Source organism: Bacillus sp. FSL K6-0073, from assembly GCF_038006085.1.
GTDB lineage: Bacteria > Bacillota > Bacilli > Bacillales > Bacillaceae_G > Bacillus_A > Bacillus_A cereus.
Window position 1 is genome coordinate 1243639 of record NZ_JBBOUN010000001.1, and the last position, 19198, is coordinate 1262836.

Genomic DNA, 19198 nt, shown 5'->3' on the forward strand with positions numbered 1-19198 from the left:
TTTATATATATAGAAGGGAATTAAAAAATATGTATTTGCAAATAGGATCGATTGAACAGGTAACTGTTTTACGCGAAACGGAAATCGGATATATGGTTGGGAATGAAGAAGAAGAAATTTTCCTACATAAAAACGAAGTAGCTGGAGAAATTGAAGAAGGCGATACGATTGATGTATTCTTATACCTTGATCACCAAAATCGTATTTCAGCAACAATGAAGGAACCAATTATTACAACTTATGATTGGAACTGGGTAAAGGTTGTAGAAGTTATTCCTAGTTTAGGTGTGTTTGTTGATATTGGTGTGTCAAAAGATATACTAATTCCAGCTGATGAGTTCCCGATTTATATGCCAGTATGGCCAGAAGTAGGCGACGAATTATATTGTACGTTAAAATTAACGAATCGTGATCGTTTAATTGCTCTTCCGGCAAGAGACAGTGATATGCAAGAAATTATCGTAGATGCAACGCCATCTATGCGTAATAAAAACGTAAATGGACGTGTATATCGTTCGCTTCAAGTAGGTTCATTCGTTTTAACAGATGAACATTTCCGTGCTTTCTTACACCATACAGAAAGAAAAGAACAAGTCCGCATCGGTCAGCGTGTAACAGGCCGTATTATTGACGTAAAAGATGACGGTACAATTAACATTTCACTTCTTCCTCGTAAAGAAGAAGGAATGGAAGACGATGCTGCAGTAATTTATGCATATATGGAAGAACGAGGCGGAGCAATGCCGTTTTGGGATAAGAGCCATCCAGAAGATATTAAAGAACGCTTTAACATGAGTAAAGCTGCATTTAAGCGTGCACTTGGTAAGTTGATGAAAGAAGAAAAGGTTTACCAAGAAGAAGGTTGGACTTACTTTAAGAAATAAGATAAAAGATTAAAAAGCACAACCTTATCTAAAAAAATAAGGTTGTGCTTTTTTAATTTCCTTGCGGAGAAACAAGAGTAAATGTATCTTTCAAATCACTATCATTTATTTTAATATTTGCCTTTTTTAATTCCTCTTGTAACAATTTTTTGCTGAATACAGGATCAGCAGTACGTTCTTCCTCTAAGTTTTTGCGAATAGAGTTTTTTACCTCATCGTAAGGTTTTAAATCTTTTTTATCAGTTAATTTAATAACGTGATAACCGTTTGATGATTTTACGGGGTTGCTAATTTGTCCAACATTTAGTTTGTAGGCAGCCGTTTCGAATTCAGGAGCCATTGTACCTGAATTGAAGTATCCAAGGTCTCCGCCTTTATCTTTTGATAGTAGATCTTGTGATTCTTGTTTTGCTAATTCTTCAAATGAAGCACCAGCATCTAGTTTACTCTTTATTTCTTTCGCTTCATTTTCGTCACTTACTAAAATGTGACTCGCTTTAATTTCTGGCTTATAGTGGTCTTTTACGTCTTTCTCTGTAATGCTTTTCTTAATTGCTTCATTCATAGCAAGTTTGAACTTAATTTGATTTTTAAAATCCTCTTCATCTTTTAAACCATTATTTTCTAATACTTTTTTGAATTGATCTCCATATTGTTTTTTTACTTTTTCTACTTCTTTATTTACCTCTTCATCAGATACTTTATATTTTTTTGTGATGACGTCTTGTGCCATCATTTCGTATAGCATGTCTTTTCCGTAACGATCTTTCAATTGTTTTTCGAAGTTATCCTTTGTAATGGTCGAGTCTGTTGCTGTAGCGACTGTAGCTGAGCCATTTTTTTGTTCGCAAGCAGATAGCATCAATATACTTATTAGTGCAGTAATAATGAAAATATGTTTCCCTCTCATGCCAACACCTCATCCGAATATGTTATCGCTATTGTAGAATATAGAAGTGAACATGAAGTGAATTTTTAATGTTTTTTTCCTTTAAAATGTAAAAAAGTACATCAACATAATTGTTGATGTACGATGGAATCAAAGGTGATCGGTCTTTTTAGAGTATGCACGTTTACCTTGCTGAATATTTTTTTGCTCTTGCTCATTTTTTTGTGTGCGTTTTGCGTTATTATCGCGTGCTTTTTTGTCGTTATCACTCGTATGTGGCATATGTATCAACTCCATTTCTAAACGTTGTACGTTTATCATTTCCTTTTTCGTAAAGACTATGTATAGCGGTGCATTTATGAAGGGTAAAGGTGGATTCGAAATGGATTTGAAGTTGAATTATACTGAACTTATAAAGAAGTTAATCGTTGTAATCATCGCAGGTTTATTAAACGCGATTGGGATGAATTTATTTTTAACGCCAGCAAAAGTGTATGCGAGCGGCTTTGCTGGATTGTCTCAATTATTATCACAAATATTAGGTGATTTTTTATCGATTCACATATCTACGGGAGTATTGTTTAGCTTATTTAATATTCCTGTCGTTATTTTAGCGTGGAAAAAGGTTGGAAAGGCCTTCACCTTTTTCAGTTTTCTTTGTGTTATATTTATGACTTTGTTTCTAGAGATCATCCCTGTTAGAGCGGTTTCGAATGATATCATATTAAATGCGATTTTTGGCGGGATTATTTCGGCAATTGGAGTAGGGATTGCTTTAAAGTGGGGTGCTTCTACAGGTGGATTAGATATTATCGCCATGATTTTATCAAAAATAAAAGATAAGCCTGTCGGTACATACTTTTTCTTTTTTAATGCAATTATCATTATCGCTGCTGGCTATGTATATGGATGGGAAAAAGCGTTGTATACGCTAGTGACTTTATATGTATCAACGAGAATTATTGATGCAATTCATACTCGTCATGTAAAGATTACAGCATTAATTGTTACGAAGAATGGGGCAGACGTAAGAAAGGCGATTCACTCGCGATTAGTAAGAGGGATTACAACGATACCAGCAACAGGTGCTTATACGAATGAAAATAAAGAAATGTTAATGATGGTTATTACCCGTTACGAGTTATACGAATTAGAGAGGATTATTAAACAAGTGGACCCAGGTGCATTTACAAATATACTGCAAACAGTTGGGGTGTTCGGATTGTTTCGGAAAGATTAAAGAGGACCAAAGTTGGTCCTCTTTTTTAATGTAAATTCGTGATGTTTTGCAATTGCTCTTGCATTTCACGGAGCTGAACTTTTTCAGCAGTTGAAGAGTTTGCGTAAGCGGATTGCAAAGCATTTTTTGCTCTATACACGAGATCTTGTTGCTCAGTACCGCTTGAACAAGATACGGCATTTTCAACAGCATCTCTAGCTTGTTGGAATAGTAAGTTCCCCATTTAAACCCCTCCAAAAGAAGAGTTACTTCTTGCTTTTTCTGCCTCAGCTAATGTACCTCTGTACGGGAATCTTGCATCATGCTTCATAACAGCATCGGCTCCTTGTTGGATAAAACGTTTTGATTTGTTCTTTTTACCCATTCGAAAAACCCCCTTTATTTAGCTGAAAACAATCGACGCAATGTCTCATGCGTCTACTTATAGTATGGACATTTGGCAGGAAACTATAAGTAGGGAATTTTTAGATTACAACCCAAGAACCTCTTCTAAATATAAAGCAATACCATCTTCTTCGTTCGTTAACGTCGTATGGTTTGCGAGTGATTTTAATTCAGGGATGGCATTTCCCATTGCGATGCCGTGACCAGCAAATTCAATCATTTCAAAATCATTATCTTCATCACCGAAAGCGATAATTCGCTCTTGTGGAATGTTGTAATGACTAGAAATTTTTTGTAATCCAACTGCTTTATTTAATCCGCTTTTCACAATTTCAATAATCGGCCAAGGTGCGCCCCATTTTCTATGGTCGATTACTTCCGCATGCATATCCGTTAAATGTTGACGAATTGCAGTAGAATGCTCGTCATGTGCGTCAATTAATAAGCAAGTTGGATGATCGTTTAAAATATTTAATAAGTCTCCGGTAAAAATCTTAGGAGAGCCGAATTCGAAAATATGTTTTTTATCTTCATCAATTTCACGAACATACACATCGTCCATTACTTCCGCGTATATATTTTTTACGCCAAAATCAAAGCAAGCTCGGACAATTTCTTGCGCTGTTGCTAGCTCAAGAGGAGAGTGATGTGTTCCCCAGTTTGAATCAAGAGGATGATGTACGTAAGCGCCGTTAAAGTTTACGATAGGTGTGTTAAGATCAAGTTCTTTATAGTAATCGTAACTAGCACGGAATGGACGTCCTGTTGAAATAACAACAATATGTCCCTGTTCCTTTGCTTTTGCAATTGTATGTTTCGTTCGAGTGGAAATTATTTTGTTGTCTGTTAATAAAGTGCCGTCTAAGTCTAATGCGATTAAATGTTGTTTGTTCATAATTTCACCTCTTATAATAATTTTTTTGTATCTATCTGTATTTCCGTTTTTAATATGCAGAAATAAGAGGTTAGACTTGGTGAAATCACCATAGATGGAAATTTCACTATATATCCATCTTACGTCTCAAAGTGCTGTGGTGTCTACTATTTATCGTTGGAAATTAAGAAAAGTCAACATCTTTTTAGAAAGTTCAAACAATGTTTCTTTCATTATGTACAAATTGTGAAAAGGGTTACATTGCTCGTGTGATGAGACATATAATGAACATGTAATCTTCTCGTATATGTTTGACTCTCCTTTGAAACTAGCCTAGGGTAGGTTGGTTTCTTTTTTTTTCTACAAGTAAGAAAGAAATCCCTGCTTACGCTTGTGTCATTCATATATATGTACAAGAATGAGATGTAGTACTGTTTCCTAAACATGACAGAAAAGCTTTCTTTTAAAATGGATATACTAATGAGGCAAGACGTCATGGAAGGAGAATGAAGATGGGACAAAATCGCAGGTTTCGTTCTGGACAAAAAGCGCCGAATGATGGCATTTACGTAGAAATTGGTGAAACGGGAAGTATGGTGAAAGATCCGCAAATGGTGAAATTAACTGCCGGTGAAAAGTTTCCGGATAACACGAATCATAACCGCCAGTGGACATATAAAAGAAAACCGTAACAGAAGCCGCAATCATTATTGCGGCTTTTTTGTCGTTACACATTGTAATTTCATTTACCGTATTTTTAGCAGTATAATGAATGCTCTCTTTTTCTTTTTCAAATAATAAGTTTGAAAATACATAGGCAAAATTATTGTATAAAAAAGTCAGTTGGCGTATAATCAAATAAAAGGTCAAAGAAAGTCAAACTTTTGGAGGGCTGTAAAGATGGACTTAAATCAAATGACAACAAAAACACAAGAGGCGATTATGAGTGCCCAATCTTTAGCGGTATCTCATCATCACCAAGAGGTGGATACTGTTCATCTATTACTTGCATTATTAGAAGAGCAAGATGGATTAGCAGTACGTATATTTCAAAAAATGAATGTTGATATAGAAGCATTAAAGCAAGGTGCTGAAAGTTTAATTAAAAAGAAACCTTCTGTAACGGGGAGCGGTGCAGAAGTTGGAAAATTGTATGTAACGAGCGCTCTGCAACAACTGCTTGTAAGAGCAGGGAAAGAAGCAGAAAAACTGCAGGATGATTACATTTCAGTAGAACATGTATTGCTTGCTTTTTCTGAAGAAAAAGGCGATATAAATCAATTATTTACAAGATTGTATATTACGAAAGATAACTTATTACAGTCTTTAATGACAGTTCGGGGGAATCAAAGAGTGACGAGTCAAAATCCAGAAGCAACTTATGAAGCGTTAGAAAAATATGGCCGTGATTTAGTGGCGGAAGTGAGAGCAGGGAAAATCGATCCTGTAATCGGCCGTGATAGTGAAATACGACGTGTAATTCGTATTCTTTCACGTAAAACGAAAAACAATCCTGTTTTAATTGGGGAGCCAGGTGTTGGTAAAACAGCAATCGTTGAAGGGCTAGCACAGCGTATTGTGAAAAAAGATGTACCTGAAGGATTGAAAGATAGAACGATTTTTGCGTTAGATATGAGTGCGCTCGTAGCAGGTGCGAAATTCCGTGGTGAGTTCGAAGAGCGTCTGCAAGCTGTATTAAATGAAATTAAAAAGAGTGAGGGCCGCATTTTATTATTCATTGATGAACTTCATACAATAGTTGGAGCTGGTAAAACAGAAGGAGCCATGGATGCAGGAAATATGTTAAAACCGATGCTTGCACGTGGTGAACTGCATTGTATTGGAGCCACAACACTAGATGAATATCGCAAATATATTGAAAAAGATCCAGCGCTAGAAAGACGTTTCCAACAAGTATTAGCAGAAGAACCAACTGTTGAAGATACAATCTCAATTTTACGTGGATTAAAAGAACGCTTTGAAATTTATCACGGTGTAAATATTCATGACCGTGCGATTGTAGCAGCGTCAGTTTTATCAGATCGATATATTTCAGATCGCTTCTTACCTGATAAAGCAATTGACCTTGTTGACGAAGCATGTGCAACAATTCGTACAGAAATTGATTCTATGCCGACAGAATTAGATGAAGTAACGCGCCGCATTATGCAGCTGGAAATTGAAGAAGCGGCTCTTGGAAAAGAAACGGATCGTGGTAGCCAAGAGCGTCTAAAAACATTGCAACGTGAATTATCGGATTTAAAAGAAGTTGCAAGTGGTATGAGAGCGAAATGGGAGAAAGAAAAAGAAGAAATTCACAAAGTTCGTGACTTACGTGAACATTTAGAACGTCTGCGTCGTGAATTAGAAGAAGCAGAAGGTAATTACGATTTAAATAAAGCAGCCGAACTTCGTCACGGGAAAATTCCAGCAATTGAAAAAGAGTTAAAAGAAGCGGAAGAAATGGGCGGGCATAATAAACAAGAAAATCGTTTATTACGTGAGGAAGTAAGTGAAGAAGAAATTGCAGATATTGTTTCACGCTGGACTGGTATTCCTGTTGCGAAACTCGTGGAAGGTGAACGCGAGAAATTATTACGCTTAGAGCAAATCTTATCAGAGCGTGTTATCGGACAAGAGGAAGCAGTAAGCCTAGTGTCAGACGCAGTTCTTCGTGCTCGCGCTGGTATTAAAGATCCGAACCGCCCGATTGGTTCTTTCATCTTCTTAGGACCAACAGGTGTTGGTAAAACAGAACTTGCAAAAACGTTAGCCCAGTCTTTATTTGATAGTGAAGAGCAAATGATTCGCATTGACATGTCTGAGTATATGGAGAAACACGCAGTGTCACGCTTAATTGGTGCACCTCCTGGATATGTAGGATATGAGGAAGGCGGTCAATTAACTGAAGCGGTAAGACGTAAACCATATTCCGTTGTTTTATTAGATGAAATTGAAAAAGCACATCCAGAAGTATTCAACATTTTATTACAAATGTTAGATGATGGACGCATTACAGATTCGCAAGGTCGTACAGTGGATTTTAAAAATACAGTTATTATTATGACTTCAAATATCGGATCTGCTCATTTACTAGATGGATTAGAAGAAGATGGTTCGATTAAAGAGGAATCAAGAGACCTTGTAATGGGGCAATTAAGAGGACATTTCCGCCCTGAATTTTTAAACCGTGTTGATGAAATTATTTTATTCAAACCTCTTACAACGAATGAAATTAAAGGCATTGTTGATAAAATTGTAAAAGAACTACAAGGTCGTCTAGCTGACCGTCACATTACAGTAGAATTATCAGATGCAGCAAAAGAATTTGTTGTAGAAGCTGGTTTCGACCCAATGTACGGAGCTCGTCCATTAAAACGATACGTACAGCGTCAAGTGGAAACGAAATTAGCACGAGAATTAATTGCAGGAACAATTACTGATAATAGTCACGTAGTTGTTGATGTAGAAAATAACGAATTAGTCGTTCATGTGAAATAAAAATAAAAAAGAGTTCGGATAAAATCCGGACTCTTTTTTTAGTGTTGTTCTACTGGCTCGTTTGGAATTGCAGCTGAAATTGCTAGTACTAACACAGCAAGAACAACTGAGAAAATAGACGCTTGGTTAAAGTCGTATGTACCGCCAGTCATAGAGCCGATTACATAGCTCATCATGTGTACAAGTAAGAACGACCAAATTAATGCCCAAATGAAACGCATATTTTACACCTCTATTCGTTCAATCTGTCCTTATTGTAACACAATTGAAAAAAGAATATAGAAAAATATTTGTAGATTTTTCAACGCAAATTTGCATTCCGTTCATACATTATAAAAGAGTACTTTTATATGTTTAGAAAATAAGGCGGGGGAAAAATGAGTATTACGGAACGTTTTTTTTACTTAGAAAAAGAACCATGTGTCATTTATTTACCGGAGAAGCCAAATGGATTTTCTGTTATGCTCCTCGGTGATTATAACTACTTTATTGAGAATGGTACAAGTTTATGGACACAACATGCGGGTAAATCTTATTTTTTACATGGTCTTATTGAACAAGGCTACACGGTCTTTTCCTCTAATTTATACGGAAGACATTGGGGAAACGATCAATCTGTTCGTCTGGCAAAACGTTTATATGATGTTGTTTTGAGAAAAGAGACGTTAAATGCGAAAATGCACATTATGGCAGATGGTATGGGAGCGCTTGTAGCACTTGAAATGATGAACAAATATCCTGAATGTATTCGTTCTGTTGTTATGCTAAATCCGTGTTTAGATTTACCGGAATATGTAAGTTTTGAGAAAGAGCATAAATTTTTTTACAAGAGACTCGTGAAGGAATTAAGTTTGGCGTATGATGCCAAAGAAGAAGAAGTAGAATCAAAAATAAATAAGAAATCATTTACGCTTCTTCCATCTTGTGTACCTGTTAAAATTTTCGTATCAACACAAGAAAAAAGAGGAAGAAAACAGCAGTTGCGTAGATATGAGAAAATGAGGCAACTAAATCAATGTGATACTTCTGTCTTGTTCCATCTGCAAGATGTGAAATATAAAATGGTTAGGCAAACGACTGATTTCTTTAAAAAATATGAAGAAGAATTATGAAGCTCCCATATACATAAATGAGGAGCTATTTGTTTCAGAGGGAAAGGGTTGGTGGTATGGAACGCGTGCTGATAATAGGTGCACTTACGTTTGTAGGTTATCACCTTGTAAATAAAATGATTGCAGAAGAAGTGGAAGTCTATGGTCTTGATTTTGATGAATTCGATAGTATGACCAAAATTAATGAAGAGAAGTTATTATTAATTGGGCGAAATGCGTTATTTACGTATTATTCGATAAGAGATGAAGATGGATGGAGATCGGTTGAGGAAGAGAGATTCGATACTGTTTATTTTTGCTTATATGAGCCAAATCAGCAAAGTGGATTTCGGAATGAAAGAGTCATATTACAATATTTAAAGCGAATTATAAGAATGTGTGAAGAACAAAAAGTGAAGTTAAATTTAATTTCTTCTATTGAAGTAGGCAGTACAGATGAATCCGAAAATAAGCGCCTATTTTTGAAAGTAGAAGAAGGATTGAAAAAAGGGAATTTACAATATAGTGTATTTCGAGTTCCAACATTATATGGACCGTGGCAACCGTCCTTTATGATGTTTCATCAGCTTATTTTATCAGAATTAGTTGAAAAAGAGTGGCGTTGTACGATTGAGGAAAAGGGGAATGATTTACTTTACGTTGAAGATGTATGTGAATACTTATGGGAACATGGAACGAACGGGGCGCATCTTGGTATATACAATTTACTTAGTGGTAAACAGTCATTATGGGAAAAAGGTATGAATCTTTTACGCGCGGATGATAAAGTAAATAAAAATAATAACGAAGTAAGAGATGAGGCTATCGAAGTAATTTCAATAAAAAGAAATACTCCGTTAGAATACGGTTTAAATAAGCAACTGGCACACATGAAAAAATATAAAGAGTTATACGAAGGGTAGTACGCGTGTTACACTATTGTATGTGAAAGTTTTAATGGAGAGGAAGAGCATAATATGAACGAAAAAAGCATGCAGTTTTTACAAATCGCAATGAAGCATTTACCGGAAGCAAAGGCAATTTTAGATGATAATGGAATTGCACTTGATATGGAGAAGGCACAGCCGGTGTTAGAGTTGTTAATGAAAGTTATGAACGAAGCTTATGAGCTTGGGAAAGCAGATAAAGAATAAAAAGCATCTTTTTAAGATGGAAGAGAGGCCCGAACCGTGGATAGAAGCGGTCAGGGCCTTTTTTATTCTCGCCTGGGGGAAAACCAGAGATATGAAGAGGATAAAGGAAAAGTAGTGAGGAGAACTCTCTAGTTTAGAAGGAAAGCAGATAAAGAATAAAAAGCATCTTTTTAAGGTGGAAGAGAGGCTCGAACCGTGGATAGAAGCGGTCAGAGCCTTTTTTATTCTCGCCTGGGGGAAAACTAGAGATATGAAGAGGATAAAGGAAAGGTAGTGAGGAGAACTCTCTAGTTTAGAAGAAAAGCAGATAAAGAATAAAAAACATCTTTTTAGATGGAAGAGAGGCTCGAACCGTGAACAGAAGGGTTTGAGTCTTTTTATATTTGAGAGGTATGTTTCTGTTTCTTTTAATGAAAAATAACGTGAATAATGCGTTAGCTTTCTGTTTTATGCGAAATATATTCTAGACAAAAATACATTTATGTTTTAAAATTAGTACCAAGTCATAATAATTGATATAAAACGGAGGGCTGCGATGTGAACGTGGGCATTTTAGGGATCGGAAGATATGTGCCAGAAAAAGTAGTCACAAATCACGATTTAGAAAAAATAATGGATACATCCGATGAATGGATTCGTACGAGAACGGGAATTGCAGAAAGACGCATTGCCGATGATACAATAGATACTTCATATATGGCCGTAGAGGCTGCAAAAAAAGCACTTGAAGATGCAGGGGTTAGCGGAGAAGATATCGATCTTATTTTAGTGGCGACAGTAACACCAGATCGTGCGTTTCCAGCAGTAGCTTGTGTCATTCAAGAAGCGATTGGAGCGAAACATGCAGCTGCAATGGATGTAGGTGCAGCATGCGCTGGCTTTATGTACGGAATGATTACAGCGCAGCAATTTATTCAAACGGGGACTTATAAAAACGTATTAGTAGTTGGTAGTGATAAGCTATCTAAAATTGTAGACTGGAATGATCGAAATACAGCGGTATTATTTGGAGACGGAGCCGGTGCTATCGTAATGGGAGCAGTTTCAGAAGGAAGAGGCGTTCTATCTTTCGAATTAGGAGCAGACGGAAGCGGCGGTAAGCATCTATATCAAGACGAGTATGTTATGATGAATGGCAGAGAAGTCTTTAAATTTGCCGTTCGTCAACTTGGTGAATCTTGTCTTCGCGTTTTAGATAAGGCTGGTCTTACAAAAGAGGATGTGGATTTCTTAGTACCGCATCAAGCGAATATTCGTATTATGGAATCTGCAAGAGAGAGATTAAATTTACCACAAGAAAAAATGAGTATGACAATTGAAAAGTTTGGTAATACATCAGCTTCTTCAATTCCAATTGCAATGGTAGAGGAATTGCAAAATGGACGTATTCAAGATGGTGATTTAATTATACTTGTTGGTTTTGGTGGCGGATTAACATGGGGAGCAGTCGCTCTTCGTTGGGGTAAATAAGGACTGAGAGAAAAAAAGGAGTGTATTTTGTATGGAAAAAAAGAGGGTCGTAATTACAGGACTAGGAGCTGTTACACCGGTCGGAACAGATGTTGAAACAGCATGGGAAAACATTAAAAAGGGTGTATCTGGAATCGGGCGACTTACAAGAATTGATCCAGAACTATTTCCAGCAAAAGTAGCAGCGGAAATTAACGACTTTGAAGTCGAGAAATATATTGATAAAAAAGAAGCGCGCCGTATGGACCGCTTTACACAATATGCAGTAGCAGCAGCGAAAATGGCAGTTGCAGATGCAAAGCTTGAAATTACAGAAGAAAACGGACCTCGAATTGGTGTATGGATTGGATCAGGTATTGGCGGTATGGAAACATACGAAGAACAATTTAAGATTTTTACTGAGAAAGGCCCACGCCGCGTGAGCCCATTCTTCGTACCGATGATGATTCCGGATATGGCAGCAGGTCAAGTATCAATCGCAACAGGAGCAAAAGGAATTAACACTTGTTCTGTAACGGCTTGTGCATCTGGTGCAAACTCAATTGGTGATGCATTTAAAGCAATTCAGCGTGGTGATGCTGATGCAATGATTACAGGCGGAGCAGAAGCACCGCTAACAAGTATGGCATTCGCAGGATTTAGCTCAGCGAAAGCATTAACATTTAATGAAGACCCAGCAACGGCTTGCCGTCCATTTGATAAAAACCGTAGCGGTTTTGTAATGGGTGAAGGCTCAGGTATTCTAATTCTTGAAGAATTAGAGCACGCATTAGCGCGTGGTGCTCACATTTACGCGGAAATTGCTGGTTATGGTGCAACTGGAGATGCGTTCCATATTACAATGCCTGCTCCTGGTGGTGAAGGCGGAGTGCGTGCAATGCGTCAAGCTTTAGCTGATGCAGGCCTACAGCTAGAAGATATTGATTACATTAATGCGCATGGTACAAGTACGGATGCGAATGAAAAATATGAAACGATGGCAATTAAAGAAACTTTCGGTGAGCACGCGTATAAAGTAGCGATTAGCTCAACGAAATCAATGACAGGTCACTTATTAGGAGCAGCTGGTGCTGTTGAAGCGATTTTCTCTATTAAATCAATTACAGACGGAGTAATTCCGCCAACAATTAACTATGAGACACCAGATCCAGAATGTGACTTAGATTACGTACCGAATCAAGCGAGACACCAAGAAGTAAATGCAGTATTAAGTAACTCATTAGGATTTGGTGGTCATAACGCAGTGTTAGTATTTAAATCGTATAAATAATAGATAAAATAAGGAGTTTTTTCGCAATATATTGCGAAAAAACTCCTTATTTATTTTTACGCCTTTTTCTCCTGTAGCATATACATAAGAAAAAGGAGGGATAAAGATGGGGATTGTTGAAACAGCTGAATGGCTACATTTATATTATGGGCGGCCAGAAAAACTTTGTGAGAAATTTACGAAGTATATTCCGTTGCCAAAAGAAAGGTTGTATCGCTTTTTAATTTCAAAAGGGATGTATCGCCCGATCATGCGCGGAGAAAAGGAAATTAAAGAATTAGAGGAAAAGGAAATTTGGAAAGAATTGAGCCTGGAGTATGATAAACTGAAAAACTGGTTAAAAGGTCCAGATGTCCCTGTCTTTATTTTATTATCAGATTCCTATAATCGAACTGTACAAGAAGAGTATAACGGTAGGGCTGGATTATCTATGCGTCATGTTATTTTCTTATTCGTATGTGGACGGAATTCGGTAGAAGAATTAAAAGTGTTATTAGCGCATGAATATCATCACATATGCAGGTTACATCAAATTGAGACGAAAGAAACAGAATATACATTACTTGATACGATGATTATGGAAGGGCTAGCTGAACAAGCAGTAACAGAAAGGTATACAGAAAAAAACAATGCACCGTGGACGGCGTATCTTTCAAAGGAAGAGGCTATTTATTATTGGAAAAATATTGTACATGAAAGAATAAGTATAAAACGAGGAACAAGGGAACATGACATCTTATTAAATGGCTTTCACTCTTATCCGAAGATGCTTGGCTATGCGCTTGGATTTCATATTGTCAAAGATTGTGTAACTTTGGAAGGAGAAGATACACTTTCTTTATTATCTATAGATGCAAAAGAAATATTGAATAAAGCAAGTACATTTCATATATAAAAAAACAGGATTTCTATTTCCTGTTTTTTTAGTATTAATAGAAGAAAAAATAATAATTAGAATATATTTCCTCAAGTGGAATAAAGTTAAGCAAAAATGAACATAATGATTGGTACAAACAGTAGTGAAGTGAGGGGTAGTGAATGTTATATCTACATGATGTATGGGTAAATTGGTTTGAAGGTGAAGAAAATGGGTATAACGTTTGTCATTTTTACGAATGGCGGAAAGATGATACGATTGAGCTATTAGATCAAGTGCCATTATTAAAAGTAGATGCCACATTATATCATTACATCGAGAACGAATTGTTAGAGCTTCCGCAAAAAATGCTGGAAGACGTACATCATAAGGCTTATATTCGTAAAAATCATGAACGTTTGCAGCAAGAGTATTGCTTTGTTGTTACAGATGGAAAAGGGATTATTGCGATTGACACAATTGGCTACAATGTACCAATTCGCAAAAGCAGACTTATACCACGCCAAGAGCAGATGGTATATGAGATGGTAGAAAACGTACAAGCAGAAAAGTATGAGTTCCAAGTAGAAGAAACAGAAAAAGAACATCACATTTTATCACCATCGCCTTTCATTATGAATGGCTTGACTCGTAAAGAAAGACAGCTAAAACAATTATTATTTATGGCGTTAGATCAATTACATACAACGAAAAATACAGCAGAAATTCGCTATTGGTTCACAGAGTGGGATCCATCAGCATATGGAATGGTTCAACATATGGAATTTGAAGATATTTGGGTTAAGCTGTATGATGAAGCGAAAACAGGCTGGTCTGATAAGCATGAACAATTATGCGAGCGTCTCGTAAAAGGACAGCCATTTTTTGAAAAGTTATGGGAAATGGAAAATGAGCAAAAGGTAAATTAAAAAACCGCCAATTGGCGGTTTTTTAATTTTGTAGTAATCCAGCTCCAGCGGCAAGAATGTTCGGTGGCTTCGCGCCTTCCTGCGAGGCAAAAAGCGCCTCTACGTCAGGAGCTCCATCCTCCTCACATTCTAAACGAGCCGCTTCCGCTTTATATGTAATCCAGCTCCAGCGGCAAGAATGTTCGGTGGCTTCGCGCCTTCCTGCGAGGCAAAAAGCGCCTCTACGTCAGGAGCTCCATCCTCCTCACATTCTAAACGAGCCGCTTCCGCTTTATATGTAATCCAGCTCCAGCGGCAAGAATGTTCGGTGGCTTCGCGCCTTCCTGCGAGGCAAAAAGCGCCTCTACGTCAGGAGCTCCATCCTCCTCACATTCTAAACGAGCCGCTTCCGCTTTATATGTAATCCAGCTCCAGCGGCAAGAATGTTCGGTGGCTTCGCGCCTTCCTGCGAGGCAAAAAGCGCCTCTACGTCAGGAGCTCCATCCTCCTCACATTCTAAACGAGCCGCTTCCGCTTTATATGTAATCCAGCTCCAGCGGCAAGAATGTTCGGTGGCTTCGCGCCTTCCTGCGAGGCAAAAAGCGCCTCTACGTCAGGAGCTCCATCCTCCTCACATTCTAAGCGAACCGTCTCCGCTTTATATGTAATCCAGCTCCGGCTCCTAGCCCTTCGCGTCTAAGAACCTTCCCCACGAGAAGGTAAAAAGCACCTTCTATGGGAAAGAACCTTAGCCGTCAGGGCTAAACAGTCGCCTCCGCTTTTTGTAGAAATCCAGCTCCGGCAGCAAGCTCTTCGTGTCTAAGAACCTTTCGCATAAGAAGACAAAAAGCGTCTTCTATGCGAAAGAACCTTAGCCAGTCAGAGCTGAACGAGCTGCCTCCGCTTTATATGTTACCTACGTTTTCTGCTTAGTCCCATTGCGTTTTCTACTTTGCGTAGTTGTTTGAATGCAACGCGGTTTGCTTTTTCTGCACCTTTGTCTAGAATTTCGTCTAGTTCTGGTGAGTTGATTAGTTCGTTATATTTGTCTTGGATTGGACGAATTGCTTCTACGACTACTTGCGCTAGGTCGCCTTTGAAGTCGCCGTATCCTTTTCCTTCGTACATTGCTTCAATTTCTTCAACTGTTTTTCCAGAGAATGAAGAGTAGATTGTTAATAAGTTAGAGATACCAGGTTTGTTTTCTTTATCAAATTTCACAATACCTTCAGAGTCAGTAACAGCACTCTTAATTTTCTTTTCAATTGTTTTTGGTTCATCAAGCATACTGATCATTGATTTTGGATTCGGATCAGATTTACTCATTTTCTTCGTAGGTTCTGTTAATGACATAACGCGAGCGCCTACTTTTGGAATACGAATTTCAGGAATTGTGAACACTTCACGGAAGCGTTTGTTGAAACGCTCTGCTAGGTCGCGTGTTAATTCCATATGTTGCTTTTGGTCATCACCAACTGGTACGATTTCAGTGTTGTAAAGTAAAATATCAGCAGCCATTAATGGTGGATACGTAAGTAATCCAGCTGGAACTGAATCTCTACCCGAAGCTTTATCTTTATATTGCGTCATACGTTCTAATTCTCCAACGTAAGCAACAGATTGCATGATCCATCCTAATTGAGCGTGTGCTGGTACTTCTGATTGTACAAATAAAGTAGCTTTTTCAGGATCGATGCCGCATGCTACATAAAGTGCAGCAAGACTGCGGATGTTTTTACGAAGTCCGACGGGATCTTGAGGTACTGTAATCGCATGTTGGTTTACAATACAGAAATAACAGTCGTGTTCATTTTGAAGCTCTGTAAACTGCTTCATGGCGCCTAAATAGTTTCCAAGTGTAATCGTTCCACTTGGCTGAATACCAGAAAAGATAACTGACATAAGTAATTCCTCCTAAAATTGAATGCGTGATGGGGGGAAGAGAAGGCAAACAAAAAAGCCCATTCATCCCAAAAACTATAGGGACGAATGGACCGCGGTACCACCCTAATTATTTCACTACTGTGAAATCTCTCTAATCCATAATAACGTTAGGATATAACGCCAAAGCCTACTACTTTCGGTTCGGTTTGGTGCTCAAAAGCCCATTCCATACTGTACAATTACTTGTTCACACCAACCACAAGCTCTCTGAAATTGCCTCAATATGTACTCTTCTTTATCATCGCATACATATAAATTTATTTATTGTTACTTGAGCTCTTTTAATATGAAAGAACTAAAGTTTTATAACAAAATGTTTTGCTGATTATTATATCATATGGGATAGTGTTTGCAAACTACATCAAAATAGTAAAGCTAATGAGGGTCGAGAACAACCCAAGGAAGATACCTGTAATACAAATTGGATATGTCCATTTGAATGAATATGTTTTATAAATACGTTCTTTCTTATCTGTAGGTTCCTCGACTTCTTCAATTAAAGAGTCAATCTTTTTGTTCGTACCAAATACTCTTTGGAATGCGTAAATGGTTACATTGAAAAAACCATTTTGAAATATGTATAAAAAACCGCCGATAAGAATAAAAAACAGTGCAATATAAAACAAAATGTTGACAAAGTTCAACAAAAATTGAGATGAAATGAGGAATGCACCAATACTAGAAGCAATCATCGCTATAAAAATTAGTATACAAGTATGAAAAAAAACTTTATTCAAAATATTCCCCTCCGTCAAAATATTACTAGAATTATTATACTATAAAAGCTATAATAAGTACTAGGATTAATTTTTTGAAAATTATACGCAATTAAAGGTCTGATTTTAAGATGATGGTAGCAATGTTAATGTATCCCTTTACGAAAAATTAAAAATATAAATATTTTATTAAAAATTTTAACAAAAAAACAAAAAACTATATTCACAATTGTTATATTATATGTATAATGAAAATTGTAGAAACTTGGAGATTATTCTTTCAATTCTACTTTTTAACAAGTGAGGGTACAGGAAGTGCAATTAGGGGAGGCAACACAACATGAAGAAAAAGATACCGTTATTACTTGCATCGACTTTAACTGCAAGTATGTTGCTGGGTGCGTGTAGCTACCAAAAAGATGACGCAAAAGCAAAAGGGAAAGAAAACGCTACGAGTAGTAGTAACGGAAAGCAGACTCTTAATTTAACAGAGTTATCTGAAATTCCGTCAATGGATGCATCGCTAGCATCTGACTCTGCATCTTCTACAGCATTAAATAATACGATGGAAGGTTTATATCGTATTGGCAAAGATCAAAAGAGAATGCCTGGAGTTGCAGAAGATGTCGAAAAGCTAGATGATGGGAAGAAATACATATTTAAATTAAGAAGAGATGCGAAATGGTCGAATGGGGAACCTGTAACAGCTAAAGACTTTGTGTATTCATGGAAAAGAGCAGTAAATCCAGATACAAAAGCAACGTATTCATACATTATGTTCGATATTAAAAATGCAGAGAAAATTCATAAAAAAGAATTACCTGCTGACCAATTAGGTGTAAAAGCGATTGATGATTATACACTAGAAGTAGAATTAGACAATCCCGTTCCTTACTTTATCGATTTAACAGTTTATCCAGTATTTTACCCACTAAATGAAAACTTTGTAAAAGCACAAGGTGATAAATTTGGTTTAGAGGCAAATACAACATTATATAACGGTCCATTCGTTATGAGTGATTGGAAACATGAACAAAGTTTCCAATTCAAGAAGAATCCTTCATATTGGGATAATAAAACGGTTAAAATCGAAGAAATCAACTTTAATATTGTAAAAAATACAGCAACTGATGTAAATTTATATGAGACAAACGCGATTGATCGAGCGGCTTTAACGTCTGAATTTGTTGATAAGTTTAGAAAAAGCCCAGAGTTCCAAACAAGAAAAGAGGCAGGGGTTGCTTACTTAAGATTTAATCAAAGTAATCAGTACTTAAGTAATAAAAACTTAAGAAAAGCAATTTCAATGTCCTTTGACCGTGATAACATTGCAAAAGTTATTTTAAATAACGGCGCAATTGGAGCTTACGGATTTGTTGGAAAAGATTTCGCTGAAGGTCCAAATAAAAAAGATTTTCGAGCTGAAAATGGAAAGCTAGTTGAAACAAATCCAAAAGAAGCAAAAAAGCTTTGGGAAACAGCGAAGAAAGAGCTTGGAACTGATAAAATCGAACTAGAATTCTTAAACTTTGATAATGAAGATGCTAAAAAAGTTGGGGAATTCTTAAAAGGTGAGATGGAAAAGAACTTACCAGGTTTATCAATTAAAATTAAACAGCAACCATTCGCACAAAAAAATAAATTAGAAGATTCTCAGCAATATGATATTGCGTTTGGTATTTGGGGACCAGATTTCCCAGATCCAATCTCATATTTAGATATGTTTGTTACGAATGGTTCTCAAAATAAAACAGGGTATTCTAATCAGAAATATGATGAGTTAATCCTAAAAGCTAAAACAGATACAAAAGATTTACAAGCTCGCTGGGACAACCTTCTAGAAGTAGAGAAGATGTTAATTAAAGAGGATGCAGTTATCACTCCAATCTTCCAAAAAGGTTCAGCGTATGTAGTAAAAGGTGCCGTAAAAGATATTATCCCAATTAACTATGGTGGTAAATTAACTTACAAATGGGCATCTGTTGAACAAAAATAATCTTTTTTTTCCATCGTTTAC

The 19198-nt window shown here is 36.9% G+C and carries 20 protein-coding genes and 1 other annotated feature; of the genes, 12 read left to right on the forward strand and 8 right to left on the reverse strand.

Annotated elements, in window-relative coordinates:
- The first annotated feature begins 29 nt into the window (after nt 1–29).
- The gene (locus MHB52_RS06535; protein WP_000281262.1) at nt 30–884 is read left to right on the forward strand and encodes a CvfB family protein; all 855 of its coding nucleotides are present in this window, start codon (nt 30–32) and stop codon (nt 882–884) included.
- Between the two features lie 52 nt (nt 885–936).
- On the opposite strand, the gene prsA is transcribed toward MHB52_RS06535, so the two are convergent.
- Entirely contained in the window at nt 937–1794 is an 858-nt protein-coding gene (gene prsA, locus MHB52_RS06540) for a peptidylprolyl isomerase PrsA (protein ID WP_016117415.1), read from the reverse strand.
- 129 nt (nt 1795–1923) lie between these two features.
- Nucleotides 1924–2055, reverse strand: coding sequence for a DUF3941 domain-containing protein (locus tag MHB52_RS06545; protein WP_001120851.1), 132 nt, complete (start codon nt 2053–2055; stop codon nt 1924–1926).
- 100 nt (nt 2056–2155) lie between these two features.
- Here MHB52_RS06545 and MHB52_RS06550 point away from each other — a divergent pair, with 100 nt between their 5' ends.
- Complete coding sequence (locus MHB52_RS06550; protein WP_000364431.1) at nt 2156–3013, forward strand: YitT family protein; 858 nt, start codon at nt 2156–2158, stop codon at nt 3011–3013.
- Nucleotides 3014–3038: 25 nt separating this feature from the next.
- On the opposite strand, the gene MHB52_RS06555 is transcribed toward MHB52_RS06550, so the two are convergent.
- The 3 genes from MHB52_RS06555 to MHB52_RS06565 form a co-directional block, all read right to left on the reverse strand.
- A complete protein-coding gene (locus MHB52_RS06555) occupies nt 3039–3236 on the reverse strand; it encodes a DUF3813 domain-containing protein (RefSeq protein WP_000527407.1) in 198 nt (65 codons plus the stop codon).
- A complete protein-coding gene (locus MHB52_RS06560) occupies nt 3237–3377 on the reverse strand; it encodes a hypothetical protein (protein WP_000516816.1) in 141 nt (46 codons plus the stop codon).
- 105 nt (nt 3378–3482) lie between these two features.
- The gene (locus MHB52_RS06565) at nt 3483–4292 is read right to left on the reverse strand and encodes a Cof-type HAD-IIB family hydrolase (RefSeq protein ID WP_001041232.1); all 810 of its coding nucleotides are present in this window, start codon (nt 4290–4292) and stop codon (nt 3483–3485) included.
- A 491-nt stretch (nt 4293–4783) separates the two neighbouring features.
- Between MHB52_RS06565 and MHB52_RS06570 the strand changes: the two genes are divergently transcribed.
- Nucleotides 4784–4963, forward strand: coding sequence for a YjzC family protein (locus MHB52_RS06570; protein ID WP_000531421.1), 180 nt, complete (start codon nt 4784–4786; stop codon nt 4961–4963).
- Nucleotides 4964–5171: 208 nt separating this feature from the next.
- A complete protein-coding gene (gene clpB / locus MHB52_RS06575) occupies nt 5172–7772 on the forward strand; it encodes an ATP-dependent chaperone ClpB (protein ID WP_000365407.1) in 2601 nt (866 codons plus the stop codon).
- Between the two features lie 38 nt (nt 7773–7810).
- On the opposite strand, the gene MHB52_RS06580 is transcribed toward clpB, so the two are convergent.
- Nucleotides 7811–7993 (reverse strand): YjzD family protein, encoded by a 183-nt coding sequence (locus MHB52_RS06580; protein ID WP_001211116.1) that lies wholly within the window; start codon nt 7991–7993, stop codon nt 7811–7813.
- A 156-nt stretch (nt 7994–8149) separates the two neighbouring features.
- Between MHB52_RS06580 and MHB52_RS06585 the strand changes: the two genes are divergently transcribed.
- From MHB52_RS06585 to MHB52_RS06615, 7 genes are all read left to right on the forward strand, one after another.
- Nucleotides 8150–8884, forward strand: coding sequence for a hydrolase (locus MHB52_RS06585; RefSeq protein ID WP_000028692.1), 735 nt, complete (start codon nt 8150–8152; stop codon nt 8882–8884).
- 29 nt (nt 8885–8913) lie between these two features.
- Nucleotides 8914–9786: an NAD-dependent epimerase/dehydratase family protein gene (locus MHB52_RS06590; RefSeq protein ID WP_002102826.1), complete on the forward strand. Its 873-nt coding sequence runs from the start codon at nt 8914–8916 to the stop codon at nt 9784–9786.
- Between the two features lie 54 nt (nt 9787–9840).
- Nucleotides 9841–10017, forward strand: a complete 177-nt coding sequence (locus tag MHB52_RS06595; protein WP_001986215.1) for a ComZ family protein — start codon at nt 9841–9843, stop codon at nt 10015–10017.
- A 537-nt stretch (nt 10018–10554) separates the two neighbouring features.
- Nucleotides 10555–11487, forward strand: coding sequence for a beta-ketoacyl-ACP synthase III (gene fabH, locus MHB52_RS06600; protein WP_001100533.1), 933 nt, complete (start codon nt 10555–10557; stop codon nt 11485–11487).
- Nucleotides 11488–11518: 31 nt separating this feature from the next.
- Nucleotides 11519–12757 (forward strand): beta-ketoacyl-ACP synthase II, encoded by a 1239-nt coding sequence (gene fabF, locus MHB52_RS06605; protein WP_061663897.1) that lies wholly within the window; start codon nt 11519–11521, stop codon nt 12755–12757.
- Between the two features lie 106 nt (nt 12758–12863).
- On the forward strand, nt 12864–13652 hold the full coding sequence (locus MHB52_RS06610) for a DUF2268 domain-containing protein (protein ID WP_000513275.1): 789 nt from the start codon (nt 12864–12866) through the stop codon (nt 13650–13652).
- Between the two features lie 143 nt (nt 13653–13795).
- The gene (locus MHB52_RS06615) at nt 13796–14542 is read left to right on the forward strand and encodes a YjbA family protein (RefSeq protein WP_000966128.1); all 747 of its coding nucleotides are present in this window, start codon (nt 13796–13798) and stop codon (nt 14540–14542) included.
- Between the two features lie 891 nt (nt 14543–15433).
- Here MHB52_RS06615 and trpS read toward each other — a convergent pair.
- On the reverse strand, nt 15434–16423 hold the full coding sequence (gene trpS / locus MHB52_RS06620) for a tryptophan--tRNA ligase (protein ID WP_000110985.1): 990 nt from the start codon (nt 16421–16423) through the stop codon (nt 15434–15436).
- Nucleotides 16424–16499: 76 nt separating this feature from the next.
- Nucleotides 16500–16716 (reverse strand) — a binding site (T-box leader).
- Nucleotides 16717–16821: 105 nt separating this feature from the next.
- Nucleotides 16822–17202, reverse strand: coding sequence for a DUF3899 domain-containing protein (locus tag MHB52_RS06625; protein WP_001044997.1), 381 nt, complete (start codon nt 17200–17202; stop codon nt 16822–16824).
- Nucleotides 17203–17521: 319 nt separating this feature from the next.
- Here MHB52_RS06625 and MHB52_RS06630 point away from each other — a divergent pair, with 319 nt between their 5' ends.
- On the forward strand, nt 17522–19177 hold the full coding sequence (locus MHB52_RS06630; protein WP_000727212.1) for a peptide ABC transporter substrate-binding protein: 1656 nt from the start codon (nt 17522–17524) through the stop codon (nt 19175–19177).
- Nucleotides 19178–19198: the final 21 nt, after the last annotated feature.